Source organism: Synechococcus sp. C9 (assembly GCF_022984075.1).
In the GTDB taxonomy this organism is placed as follows: Bacteria; Cyanobacteriota; Cyanobacteriia; order Gloeomargaritales; family Gloeomargaritaceae; genus Gloeomargarita.
Genome location: NZ_JALAAD010000001.1, coordinates 2,580,885 through 2,593,468, shown reverse-complemented (window position 1 = coordinate 2,593,468; position 12,584 = coordinate 2,580,885). Strand labels below are relative to the sequence as shown.

Here is a 12,584-nt window from a genome sequence, read left to right as displayed (position 1 = left end):
CCGTCCTCAACGTTTGGGGATTATTTTAGTGTAGCCAATCCCTATCCTTTTAACGTAGCGGGGAGCGACCCCAGCCAAAATTTTGCTAAAACCCGCCCCGCAACCCCAAGCCCTTGAGCTAGGGTAAAAGAAGTGCATCCAACCCCAAGCCGGGCGTTCCCACCTGAGGGCTGAACCGATGACGAAAAACCGCTCCCTGCCTCCTCGTTTCCGCCGTTCCCTTTGGTGGGGAATCCTAGCCCTGGCGTGGGTGTTGGCGGGGGTTGCCAGTTGGCGTGCCATTTCTACTAGTAGCTTGGGACGATGAACACAGCCATCCTCAGTAACAGCGTTGTGCAGAAAGCCCTGATTGCCCTATCGGGTTTATTTTTATGCGCTTTTTTGCTGTTTCATCTATGGGGAAATTTACTACTTTTTGATACCCCAGGTCGTTACAATCAGCTGGCTCAGGAATTGGAAGCGTGGGGTTGGCTATTTCATGGTTTAGAATTAACCTTACTCGTGGCTTTTATTACTCATGTTTGGTTAACCATTGCCCTCCGCAGACAGCAAAAAAAATTCGTTCCTAAACACACCCATTTACGACATAAAAACACTTGGGCAGGCAGTTGGGCAGTCAATCTCACATCTCGATTTATGGTGATCAGTGGATCATTGATGCTTGGTTTTTTAATCATCCATTTGCAACAGTTCCGGTTCCATCCAGGAGAACGCAATTTAGAAGTTTTGGTGACCCAATTATTTCACAACCCTGCCTGGGTGGCAGTGTATGAATTGGCGTTGTTGCCCGTTGGACTGCATCTGGCGCATGGTTTTGGCAGTAGCCTGCAATCTTTGGGTTTGGGACATGAGCATATCACCCCCTGGTTGCCCCGTTGGAGTCAGATGGTGAGCCTGATCCTACTGCTGGGTTACGCCATCATTCCCCTAGCCATCTATGGGCACAGCCGATGAACCCCACCCCGATCCCCAACAGTCCCCTAGAAGATAAGTGGGATGAATTCAAAAACCACTGCCGTTTGGTGAGTCCCGCCAATCGGGGTAAATACACCGTACTGGTGATTGGCACGGGTTTGGCTGGGGCATCGGCAGCCGCTACCCTGGGGGAACTGGGGTATAAAGTACTGGTGTTTTGCTTACAAGATACGCCCCGGCGTGCCCATAGCATTGCCGCTCAGGGGGGGATCAATGCGGCAAAAAATTACCAGAATGACGGGGATAGTGTCTGGCGGTTGTTTTACGACACGATCAAGGGGGGGGATTTTCGGGCGCGGGAGGCGAATGTCTATCGTTTGGCGCAGGTCAGCACCCAGATCATTGACCATTGCGTGGCGCAGGGGGTGCCGTTTGCCCGGGAGTACGGGGGTCTGTTGGCGAATCGTTCCTTTGGGGGGGCGCAGGTGTCCCGCACGTTTTACGCCCGGGGGCAGACGGGACAGCAGTTATTATTAGGAGCTTATGGGGCGTTGATGCGCCAGGTACAACGGGGGACGGTGCAATTATTTCCCCAGCGCGAGTTTTACGATTTAGTCATCGTAGATGGGCGGGCGCAGGGCATTATTGTTCGCCATTTAATTACCGGGGAATTAGAACGCTACGGGGGTCAGGCAGTTATTTTAGCCAGCGGTGGTTACGGGAACATTTACTATTTATCTACAAACGCTAAAAGTGCCAATGCTTCGGCGGTCTGGCGTTGTCACAAACGGGGGGCATGGTTGGCTAATCCTAGTTTTGTGCAGATTCATCCCACCTGTATTCCGGTGTCGGGAACCGGGCAGTCCAAATTAACTTTGATGAGTGAAAGTTTACGCAATGATGGTCGCATTTGGGTCTCGAAAATCCCTGGCGATACCCGTGATCCCCAGGACATTCCCCCTGCCGAGCGGGATTATTTTTTGGAACGGCTCTATCCCAGTTTTGGCAATTTAGTACCCAGAGATATTGCGTCCCGGGCGGTAAAAAATGTTTGTGACCAAGGCTATGGGGTCGGGCGGTCGGTATATTTAGATTTCCAGGAACGTTTGGCGCATAATCGCCCCGAAATCGAGCGCAAATATGGCAATTTATTCACCATGTATGAGCGAATCACCGGGGAAAATCCCTACGAAACGCCGATGCGAATTTATCCGGCAGTGCATTATGTGATGGGGGGGCTGTGGGTGGATTATGGCTTGATGAGTACGATCCCCGGTTTATTTGTCCTAGGAGAAGCCAATTTTTCTGACCACGGTGCCAATCGTTTGGGTGCCAGTGCATTGATGCAGGGTTTAGCAGATGGGTACTTTATTATTCCCTACACCCTAGGTAATTATTTGGCGGGGATCAAACCCCAAGAAATTGATGTTTTCCGGGAGGAATTTCAGCAGGCAATCCAACAGACCCACGACCGGATTGCTACCCTCTTGAGTGGGTCAGGTTCCCAAACCCCTAGGGAGTTTCATCGCCAGTTGGGCACCATTCTGTGGGATCAGGTGGGGATGAGCCGCTCGGAAACTGGGTTAAAAGACGCATTACAAAAAATTAACAATTTACAGCAAGCCTTTTGGCGGGATGTGCGGGTGACGGGTGTGGCTCAGGGGTTGAATCAAGCCCTCGAGTATGCGGGACGGGTGGCGGATTACCTGGAATTAGCCTCGGTATTGACGTTGGATGCCCTCGCACGGCGGGAGTCCTGCGGTGCCCATTTCCGGGAGGAGTACCAAACCCCCGAAGGGGAGCCACTGCGGGATGATGAGCAGTTTGCCCATGTGGCGCTATGGCAGTGGCGGGAGGGAGAGGCGCCAGTACGGAGCGAGGAACCCTTAAATTATCAAACTGTGCAACCTTCGGTGCGAAATTACCGTTAGGGTGCCCATTTCCTGTTAAGATACCTCTGCTGGGTTGGCGATGCCACGATGACCAATCGGAGTTACAAAATTGCCGTTTTGCCGGGGGATGGGATTGGGTCAGAAATTATGACCGTTACGGTGGATATTTTAGAAAAGTTAGGGCAAAAATATGGGATTGATTTTAGTTTTTCTGAGGCATTAATCGGGGGGATTGCCATTGACCAAACCGGTCAACCGTTGCCCCCGGAAACTTTAGAATTGTGCCGCCAAAGTGATGGGGTTTTATTAGGTGCTGTGGGTGGTCCTCAATGGGATGATCTGCCCAGTCATTTGCGCCCTGAGCAGGCGTTGTTGGGACTGCGTTCTGGGTTAGGGTTATTTGCCAATTTGCGCCCCGCCAAGGTGTTTCCCGAATTGCTCCAGGCTTCTTCGCTAAAACCGGAAGTGATCAATGGTGTGGATTTACTGGTCGTGCGGGAGTTGACCGGAGGCATTTATTTTGGGCAACCCAAGGGTATTTTTAGCACCGAAACCGGGGAACTGCGGGGGGTGAATACGATGGCCTATCGGGCGAGTGAAATTGACCGGATTGCCCGAGTGGCGTTCGAGGCGGCACAAAAACGTCGAAAAAACCTATGTTCGGTGGACAAGGCGAATGTGTTGGAGGTGTCTCAACTATGGCGGCAACGGGTGAATGCCCTAGCCCCGGAGTACCCGGAGGTGACCTTGACCCATTTGTACGTGGACAATGCCGCCATGCAGTTGATTCGCTGGCCGCAACAATTTGACGTGATCGTGACGGGCAATCTGTTCGGGGATATTCTCTCCGATGAGGCGGCCATGTTGACCGGCAGTATCGGGATGTTGCCCTCGGCGAGTTTGGGGGCGGGGGGGCCGGGGGTGTTTGAACCCGTGCATGGCTCAGCGCCAGATATTGCCGGGCAGGACGTGGCCAACCCCTTGGCGCAAATTCTCAGTGCCGCTATGTTACTGCGCTACGGTTTGGGGGAAGCCCAGGCGGCCTCAGCCCTGGAAACGGCAGTCGCTCAGGTCTTGCGTGAGGGCTACCGGACGGGGGATATTTACACGGAGGGGACGCAACGGGTGGGTTGTCGGGGGATGGGGGTACAGGTGGCGGCGGCTTTAGCATCATTACCCTAACATTTACGGAAATTTAACAAATCCTTAGCCCGGAATTTGTCCCGCAGGCTAAACTAGAACTATTCCCTGCCCCAAGCTGCCCCATGTCTCCTACGCCGGAACACACTGCCCCGCCCGTATTATTGGAACCGGAAGCATTACGAGCGGCTCGCAATGTTTACCGAGATTATCACCAGGGGGGGAAACACTTGGGTAAACCGTTGTTGGGGGTGGCGGTCAACTCGGACACTTATCACACGACGTTGATTTTTTCAGCAAAGCCTGTCCTTTTACCCCGAGAATTTTTTGTGCCTCGACAATTACTGAACTAGCCTATTCGGTAGTGCTATCCAAGTAATTGTTTATTATTACAATACAGTCTTTTAAGTAGTTATGGGATACAGTTGAACCCCACTTGCCGTAGGTCAATCATGCTGAAGTTTTAGAATTATCAAGGCTTTTTGTATCCTTTAATTGACAAATAGACTGTATATAGCAATCCTACTTGATTTACATTAGCTTGCGTGCCGTAGGCATACACAAAGTTTCCAGAACCCAAGACGGGGGCGGTGCCCCTACGACCCCTGTTCCATTCTCATTTAGGATTGCTATATTTCTTGAGCATTACAAAGAGAGCACTACCTGAATTCCTGAAGGGGCTGTACTTAGATGATCCTACTTAGCTTCTTGCCAATTAGAACCGGCATGAATATCTACTTCTAAAGGGACAGCTAAAGTCATCGCTTGGGACATAATTTGTTTGATTTGTGGCTCTAATTCCGGCCATTCAGACGGGGGGATTTCAAATACTAATTCATCGTGAACTTGTAAAAGTAAATGGGCTTGATAGTTAGCTAATAATTGATGGATGCGAATCATAGCGATTTTAATAATATCCGCACTAGAACCTTGAATGGGTGCATTGGCCGCCGCTCGTAATAAACCCGCATCCACAGGATTTAAGCGTTTTTGTACCGTTTCCCAATCCACTTCGGTTAATGTTTTACCCCGCAATTGTTGCAGTAAGGGACTGGTAAACCGGAAATACCTGCGCCGCCCGGTGATGGTTGCCACATAACCCTGGACAATTGCCTGGCGTTCTGTATTTTGTAAGTAATCAAATACGGCGGGATAACGTTGATTAAATCGCTCAATAAATGCTTTCGCTTCAGCAAATGAAACCCCCGCTTCCCGCATAAAACGCTGAGGTCCCATGCCATAAATCACCCCATAGTTGATAATTTTAGCGAGCCGCCGTTCATCCGGGGTAATCTCTTCTTTTTCGAGGAGTAATTGGGCAGTCAGTCGGTGAATGTCATCCTGCCGTTGAAAAGCGGTAATCAGTACCGGTTCTTGGCTCAAATGGGCTAAAATTCGCAGTTCAATTTGGGAGTAATCCGCTGAAACCAAAAGCCAATCGGATTGGGGAATAAATGCTCGCCGAATTTGTCTGCCAATTTCCGTGCGAATAGGAATGTTTTGTAAGTTGGGATTAGAGGACGATAAACGACCGGTAGCGGCAACCGTTTGGTTGAAATCCGTATGGACTCGCCCTGTATCTGGTCGGCACAATCCGGCTAAAGCATCTACATAGGTAGATTTGAGTTTGGCTAAGGTACGATGTTCCAAAATTAAATCAATGACCGGATGTTCCCCCTTAAGTTTTTCCAAAGTAGCCGCATCTGTAGCGTAACCCGATTGGGTCTTGCGGGTCTTTTTTTTGTCTAGCCCCAAGGTTTCAAATAGAAGCACCCCTAACTGTTTGGGAGAATTTAAGTTAATAGGTTGACCCACTAACGCATGGGCTTGGGATTCAATGTGCTGGAGGGCTTGGTCAAATTCCTTAGAAAGCTGTTTTAAGAAATCTAAATCCAGGGTGATGCCCCGATATTCCATAGCGGCTAAAACTGGCTCTAAAGGCAGTTCAATTTCCGTAAAAACCCGTTCCAGCTCAGGAATTTTTGCCAGTTCATTTTTGAGGATGCCCATTAACTGAAAGGTTAGATAAGCATCCATCCCACAATAGTTGGCAACCAATGGAATCGCCACATCCGCCATCGTCTGCCCCTTGGGGACTAAATCCTGATAGGATTGGGAGGTGATCCCCAGATATTTTTCGCCCAAATCCGCTAATTTATGACTTCCTTCCGGGTCGAGTACATAACTGGCAAGAAGGGTATCAAAAACCACCCCCTGGAGGGCGATTCCCTGTACCAGGAAAATATTGCGGTCAAATTTGGCATTTTGCAAGACTTTGGGGGCATCAGGATTTTCTAAAATCGGTTTCAAATGGGCTAAAACCACATCTAAAGGTAATTGTGACCCCTGCCGATGCCCGACCGGAATATAGGCGACCTGTTCTTTACCCCAACAACATCCAATCCCCACCAATTGAGCATCTCTTGGGTCAAGCGCAGTCGTTTCCGTATCCCAAGCGACGGGGGTTTCCGTGCGATTTTTGAGGGAATGTACCAGTTGCTCTAGTTGGGATAAATCGGTGATAATTTGCACTTGGAATGGCAGATCAATGGATTGCTTTTGTGCCGTATCCGCCGCCGTAAAAAAGGATAAGTCCCCATCCATTTCTAACTGGGAAACACCCCCAAGCCGGGTATAAAGTTGGTCAATTTGCCGTTGAAATACTTGTAACTCTAGGGTTTCTAATAGGGGCATCACGCCTAATATATCAAATCCCACCAATTGGCATTCTGACCAGGTAATGTCTAGGGGTACATCCTGATGAATCCTCGCCATAAATTGCGAATGGTAGGCATCATTTTTCCCTTCGATGAGTTTTTGTTTTTGGGCTTTGGGTAACTGGTCTAAATGGGCGTAGAGTTCATCCAAATTCTGATATTGTTTCAGCAATGCCACAGCGGTTTTTGCCCCTATGCCGCGCACGCCGGGAATGTTATCCGAACTGTCCCCACACAGGGCTTTGTAGTCCACAATTTGCGCCGGTGTGATTCCCAATTTTTCCACCACCTGTTCCTGGGCAAATTCCACTGGGCGGCTGGTTTGGTTACTCAAATGCAAAATTTTTACCCGCTCATTCACCAACTGAAATAAATCCTGATCCCCGGAGAGAATTTTCACCATAAATCCGGCTTCGGCGGCGTGTTTTGCCAGCGTACCCAATATATCATCCGCTTCGTAACCAGGCGCAGTTACAATCGGGATATTCAGAGCGGTGAGTAGGGCTTGCAAATTCTGCATATCCACCTGAAAATCCGCTGGTGTTTCCACCCGCCCCGCTTTGTAATCCGCATCCACCGCATGGCGAAATGTGGGTTCGCCCCGGTCAAATGCCACGGCAAGATGGGTAAAATTTTGCTGATTTAATACTTCTAAAACCGCCTTCAAAAACCCGTAGGTAATGCTGGTAGGAATGCCGGTTTTGGTACGCAGTCCCCCGTCTCGTCCCTTGGCAAACGCATAGTAGGCACGAAATGCCAGGGAATGACCGTCAACTAAGAGTATTTGGGGGGAATTCATGGTTGGGCGGGCAACCCATGACCATCGGCACGAATCAATTCTAACGCCCGTTGCACCTTTTCGGGGAATATCACCACCAAGCTCCCCGCCGGTGCCTTGCTCAAGGCGGTGCGAATCGCCGTGGTTTCATCCAAGACCATTTCCCAGCGACAGGCACTCCCCACCTGGGTCAACCCCGCCCGGATCAGTTCCGCAACTTCCCCCAAATCCCGTCCCCGCCGGTCGTCATCCTCTTTGATAATCACCCAGTCAAACACCCGCCCGGCAATCGCCCCCAACTCGACCAAATCCTCGTCCCGCCGGTCCCCAGGGCCGCCAATCACCCCGATGCGTAAGCCCTCATGCCAGGAACGGACAAAATCCGCCACCGCTGCGTACCCATGCGGGTTGTGGGCATAATCCACCAGCACATGAAACGCCCCGACGGACAGCAAATTCATCCGCCCCGGGGTCTGGTGCGCCGAAGCGGTAAAACTGCGTAACCCCTGGCGAATCTGGTCCAAGGTCACCCCCAGGGCAAACGCCGCCAAGCTCGCCGCCAAGGCATTGGCAATCATAAACGGCACCCGCCCCCCCAGGGTCAAGGGCACCTCCGCCGCCCGCAGGATGCGTAAGGTCCATTCCCCCTGGTAGAGCCACAAATCCCCCTGGTCGTACACCGCCGCCAAGCCCCCCCGCCGCCGATGGGAGGCAATCAAAGGGTGATCCGCCCGCAGGGAAAAATAGGCCGCCCGCCCCCGGGAACGCTCAGCCATCGGTGCCACTCGCTCATCGTCCGCATTCAACACCACCGTGCCCCCCGGACGCACCACCTCAGCAACCACCCCTTTTACCTTCGCCATCTCCTCCAGGGTGTCAATGTCGTAACTGCCCAAATGGTCGGCCGCCACGTTCAACACCACCCCCACATCACATTCCCGAAACGCCAACCCCGAGCGCAAAATCCCCCCCCGGGCACTCTCCAACACCGCCACCTCCACCAGGGGGTCGTTCAAGACCAACCGGGCACTCTGCGGCCCCGTATTGTCCCCCGGCTCCACCAGATGCTCCCCCACATACGTCCCATCGGTCGTGGTAAATCCCACCACCTTTCCCATCTGCTTGACCAGATGCGCCGTCAACCGAGTGGTCGTGGTTTTGCCGTTGGTACCGGTAATGGCAATGATGGGCACCCGGTGGGGCACCCCCGGCGGAAAGAGGGCATCCACCACTGGTGCGGCCACATTCCGAGCCAAACCTTCGCTGGGGCGATAGTGCATCCGAAACCCGGGCGCAGCATTCACCTCCACCACCACCCCATCCGTCCGCCGCAGGGGTTGGCGAATATCCGTCGTTACCACATCAATCCCGGCAATATCCAGCCCCACCGCCGCCGCCGCCCGCACCGCCAACCAGGCATTCTCCGGGTGAATTTCATCGGTACAATCTACTGCCGTGCCCCCCGTACTCAAATTCGCCGTGCGTTTCAGATAGGCCACCTCCCCCCGGCGCAACACCGTCCCCGGCTGGTAGCCCTGTTGGGACAAAACACTTTCCGTCGTTTCATCCCAAATAATTTTAGTCAATACATTGTCATGCCCATCCCCCCGTTGCGGGTCCCGATTCACCTGCGCCACCAACTCGGCAATGGTATGATTCCCATCTCCCGTCACATGGGCAGGCACCCGTTGCGCCACCGCCACCACTTGCCCATTCACCACCAAAATCCGATGGTCATGCCCCCGGTGAAACCGCTCCACAATCACCCGCCCCGCCCGGGATGCCGCCATCGCCAAATCGTAGGCCACCTGCGCCTGCTCCAGGGTGTGAATATCCAGGGTAATCCCCCGGCCATGATTCCCATCCAAGGGCTTCAGCACCACTGGATAGCCCCCCACCGTCTGGATCGCCGATACTAAATCCTCCTCCCGACGGATCACCGTGCCCCGGGGAATGGGAATCCCCGCCTCCGCCAGCATCCGTTTGGTGCCCTCCTTATCCCCCGCCAACTCCACCCCCAGAATGCTGGTGCGGTCCGTCTGGGTCGCCTGAATCCGCCGTTGGTAACAGCCATAGCCAAACTGGATCATCCCCAACGCCCGCTCCTGCCAGGGAATCCCCCGCCGTTCACACTCCCGTACAATCGCTTCCGTACTGGGGCCCAGGGCCGCCTCCGCCCGCATCTGCCGCAATTCTCCCAAATCGGCGATCAACTCCTCCAGGGGATAATCCTCCCCCTGCGCCAGGGTTTTGACCAACCGCACCGCCGCCCGTCCCGCCAACCGTCCCGCCTCCGCCTGTTCATATTCAAACACCACCAGTGCCACCCCCGCCGTACTCGTCCAATGGGTGCGGCTAAAACTCACATCCATCCCGGCGATGTACTGCAACTCCAGGGCAATATGCTCCACCACATGGGCTAAAGACGTGCCCTGCGCCACCTCCTCCAAAAAACCGCCCCAGTGCCCCGGAATGCAATAGTGGGACTCCAGCCCCGGCAGTAATCGGGTCAACCGGCCATGGAACCCCGGTATCTCCACCGTATTGACCCCCGCCCATGCCCCCAAATCCAAGCGCAGGACAATCAAATGCGGGCGTTCCACACTCCAGTAGTTCGGCCCAGTCAAGGTCAAGATGCGTAAAATCTCCACCCCAGGTTCCTCAAACAGGACAATGGCGTAACACCGGGGGCAGAACCCGCCGACGTTCCACATCAAACCGGTCCCCCCGCCGCAGGAGATGTACCCGCAAATTGTGGGCGCTGATCGGGGTGGTACTGTGGGGTTGAGGTTCACAAAAATAGGATGCCTCCCCCGCATCCAGGATCATCACCGTCCCCCGTCCCACCACCTGCAATTCCCCCGTCGGTTCAAACACGGCACAGGTATCCTCATCCACCCCAATCCCCAAACATTCCGGGTGCATCACCACCGCACTAAATAACCGTGCCACCCGATTGCGATTGTGAAAATGCTGATCCACAATCACCCCCGGCAAAAACCCCAATCCCCCCGCCATATTCACCAACGCCGGATGAGGACATTCCCCATTCCCGCCCCCGGCAATCATGTGATACCCCATCGCCGCCGCCCCGGCACTCGTCCCCGCCAAGGTCAGGGTGCCCCGTTCCCGATAAAAGTGTAAGGCATCCAACAGGGGGGAATCCGCCAACAGGGTCGCCAAGCGCAGTTGATCCCCCCCGGTCAAAAAAATCCCCGTCATATCCCGCAACCGGGTTAACCAATGCGGGTCTTCGCTCTGTTCCCGCTCCCGCACATCCAAGACCTGCACCGACTTGCATCCCAAATTTTCAAACAACCGCTGGTAAATACCACCGATGATCGCCGGTTCCCCCGAAGCCGCCGGGATAATTCCCAACCGGGCATCCTCCCCCCCCGCCCGCCGCCAAAAGGTTTGCAAAATTTCTAACCCGTTGACCTTGTCCTCCGCACCACCAATCACTAAGGTTGAGGCTTGCTCCATGTCCCCGTCAGTCTGCTCACGAAAATTTAATCTTCAGTTAATCATAGCTGGTCTCAGAAACAGTGTTCCAGGATGCAATTTGAGTATATATGCTTATGCAAATATTCCTTGGCGACCCCCCGCCGCCCGTTGACAACTGGTTGCTTAATTGGGTTTACTGGGGACTTTGCATATAGGCGAAGGCTTGGTTAACCGTTGTCCAAACCGCCATTAACCGCTGGGATCGCCCCGGTCAGGGTTGGCTAATCCGCCAGAATTTGTTACGATGAACCTGCATAAGGTTTGCTAATCGCATTCTGTTGATTGGGGTTACCTCCCTGCCGCCTGCTCTGGAAAGGCTTTCGATATGACCTTGGCGGCTGTAAAGGGTTTACCCGCTGTCGTGGTTGGAGATTGCCTATGGAACCTGTGGTTTTGACTGGGATTGCCCCCCGGGAACCGGCTCCTTTATTTAGTCTGCCCAGCAACGGCACCAAGGATTTCATTCTGCGAGATCAAGCGGGCAAGCCTCTGGTGTTGGTATTTTATGCGAGCGACCGCCTGCCAGCCTGCCGGGAAATTAGCCGCCAGATTCAAGCCCATTTGCCGGAATTTGAGGCGTTGGGAGCCAAGGTGGTCAGCATCAGTCCCGACCCGTTGGCGTTGCGGCAGGAAGTGGCTCAGCAAGAGGGATGGACATTTCCTGTGGTTGCGGATGAGGCGTTGCGGGTGAGCCAGTTGTATGGGGTGTGTCGTGCCCAGGTGGGAGCGGACGGTGTGACCCAAGCGGTGTACCAGCGGGTGGCGGTGTTGTTGGATCGCAATTTGCGGGTGGTGCAGGCTTGGATTTTAGCCAACGATGCGCCTTTCGCCCCGATTTTGACCGTATTGCGGGAGCAGTTTCCGCCCCAACCGGATATTGATGTGCCCATGCAAGCCCCGGTTTTGCTGATTCCCAACGTATTTTCACGGGAGTTTTGCCGCTATCTGATCCACATTTGGGAAACCCGCGGGCACACGGATTCCGGGTTCATGAAGCGGGCTGGGGAAAGAACCGTGGGCTACATTGACCACTCCTTCAAAATTCGCCAGGATCACTTTGTCCAGGATGAGGAGCTGAAACGGGCGATTGATCGTCCCATTCGACGGATTGTATTTCCAGAGATTGAAAAGGCATTTAGCTACAAAGCCACCCGCCGGGAAGATTACAAAATCGCCTGTTACGATGCGACGACAGGGGGGTTTTTTCGGGCGCACCGGGACAACACGACTGGCGGGACGGCGCACCGACGCTTTGCCATGTCCATTAATCTCAACACCGAAGAGTACGAGGGGGGCTACCTCCGGTTCCCTGAATACGGTCCCTATCGCTACCGACCGGGCACGGGTTCGGCGGTGGTGTTCAATTGCTCCTTGTTGCATGAGGCGACGGATATATTGTCCGGGCGACGGTTTGTCCTGCTGGCGTTTTTCTACGGGGAGGAGGAGGCTCAAGCTCGCCGTACCTATGAACAAAAGGTTCAAAACGATTATTCCCAGATGGTGATTCTCAACCAGCACCACACCCAGGCTGAACAGAGTACGGGAAAATAATCGCACCTTGGGGTTTCTAGGGAATTTCTATAACAATCCTTATTGCCATCCTAAATGAAAATGGCATAGGGGTCGCAGGGGCACCAC

The 12,584-nt window shown here is 53.6% G+C and carries 9 protein-coding genes; 6 read left to right on the top strand and 3 right to left on the bottom strand.

Annotated elements, in window-relative coordinates; translation table 11 throughout:
- The first annotated feature begins 178 nt into the window (after positions 1 to 178).
- The 5 genes from MLD66_RS14580 to MLD66_RS12630 all read left to right on the top strand — a co-directional run bounded on the left by MLD66_RS14580 (position 179) and on the right by MLD66_RS12630 (position 4,300).
- The gene (locus tag MLD66_RS14580; protein ID WP_281438469.1) at positions 179 to 307 is read left to right on the top strand and encodes a hypothetical protein; all 129 of its coding nucleotides are present in this window, start codon (positions 179 to 181) and stop codon (positions 305 to 307) included.
- The gene (locus MLD66_RS12645) at positions 304 to 954 is read left to right on the top strand and encodes a succinate dehydrogenase cytochrome b subunit (protein ID WP_247218410.1); all 651 of its coding nucleotides are present in this window, start codon (positions 304 to 306) and stop codon (positions 952 to 954) included. The genes MLD66_RS14580 and MLD66_RS12645 overlap by 4 nt, the downstream gene beginning before the upstream one ends.
- A complete protein-coding gene (locus MLD66_RS12640) occupies positions 951 to 2,846 on the top strand; it encodes a fumarate reductase/succinate dehydrogenase flavoprotein subunit (protein WP_247218408.1) in 1,896 nt (631 codons plus the stop codon). Before MLD66_RS12645 ends, MLD66_RS12640 begins: the two co-directional genes overlap by 4 nt.
- A 48-nt stretch (positions 2,847 to 2,894) precedes the next feature.
- The gene (gene leuB, locus MLD66_RS12635) at positions 2,895 to 3,989 is read left to right on the top strand and encodes a 3-isopropylmalate dehydrogenase (RefSeq protein WP_247218405.1); all 1,095 of its coding nucleotides are present in this window, start codon (positions 2,895 to 2,897) and stop codon (positions 3,987 to 3,989) included.
- 83 nt (positions 3,990 to 4,072) lie between these two features.
- The gene (locus MLD66_RS12630) at positions 4,073 to 4,300 is read left to right on the top strand and encodes a hypothetical protein (protein ID WP_247218403.1); all 228 of its coding nucleotides are present in this window, start codon (positions 4,073 to 4,075) and stop codon (positions 4,298 to 4,300) included.
- Positions 4,301 to 4,643: 343 nt separating this feature from the next.
- Here MLD66_RS12630 and polA read toward each other — a convergent pair whose 3' ends face one another.
- From polA to MLD66_RS12615, 3 genes are read right to left on the bottom strand one after another with little or no spacing between them, the layout of a single operon-like run.
- Positions 4,644 to 7,463: a DNA polymerase I gene (gene polA, locus MLD66_RS12625; RefSeq protein ID WP_247218402.1), complete on the bottom strand. Its 2,820-nt coding sequence runs from the start codon at positions 7,461 to 7,463 to the stop codon at positions 4,644 to 4,646.
- The gene (gene cphA, locus MLD66_RS12620) at positions 7,460 to 10,093 is read right to left on the bottom strand and encodes a cyanophycin synthetase (protein WP_339397045.1); all 2,634 of its coding nucleotides are present in this window, start codon (positions 10,091 to 10,093) and stop codon (positions 7,460 to 7,462) included. Before cphA ends, polA begins: the two co-directional genes overlap by 4 nt.
- A gap of 10 nt (positions 10,094 to 10,103) precedes the next feature.
- Positions 10,104 to 10,925 (bottom strand): cyanophycinase, encoded by an 822-nt coding sequence (locus MLD66_RS12615; RefSeq protein ID WP_247218398.1) that lies wholly within the window; start codon positions 10,923 to 10,925, stop codon positions 10,104 to 10,106.
- A gap of 399 nt (positions 10,926 to 11,324) precedes the next feature.
- Here MLD66_RS12615 and MLD66_RS12610 point away from each other — a divergent pair, with 399 nt between their 5' ends.
- The gene (locus MLD66_RS12610) at positions 11,325 to 12,497 is read left to right on the top strand and encodes a redoxin domain-containing protein (RefSeq protein WP_247218397.1); all 1,173 of its coding nucleotides are present in this window, start codon (positions 11,325 to 11,327) and stop codon (positions 12,495 to 12,497) included.
- Positions 12,498 to 12,584: the final 87 nt, after the last annotated feature.

Bases quoted from the DNA above. Each gene is read 5' to 3' on its own strand.
- MLD66_RS12615 (WP_247218398.1), bottom strand. From the start codon at position 10,925: ATGGAGCAAGCCTCAACCTTAGTGATTGGTGGTGCGGAGGACAAGGTC.
- polA (WP_247218402.1), bottom strand. From the start codon at position 7,463: ATGAATTCCCCCCAAATACTCTTAGTTGACGGTCATTCCCTGGCATTT.
- MLD66_RS12645 (WP_247218410.1), top strand. From the start codon at position 304: ATGAACACAGCCATCCTCAGTAACAGCGTTGTGCAGAAAGCCCTGATT.
- MLD66_RS12610 (WP_247218397.1), top strand. From the start codon at position 11,325: ATGGAACCTGTGGTTTTGACTGGGATTGCCCCCCGGGAACCGGCTCCT.
- leuB (WP_247218405.1), top strand. From the start codon at position 2,895: ATGACCAATCGGAGTTACAAAATTGCCGTTTTGCCGGGGGATGGGATT.
- MLD66_RS14580 (WP_281438469.1), top strand. From the start codon at position 179: ATGACGAAAAACCGCTCCCTGCCTCCTCGTTTCCGCCGTTCCCTTTGG.
- MLD66_RS12640 (WP_247218408.1), top strand. From the start codon at position 951: ATGAACCCCACCCCGATCCCCAACAGTCCCCTAGAAGATAAGTGGGAT.
- MLD66_RS12630 (WP_247218403.1), top strand. From the start codon at position 4,073: ATGTCTCCTACGCCGGAACACACTGCCCCGCCCGTATTATTGGAACCG.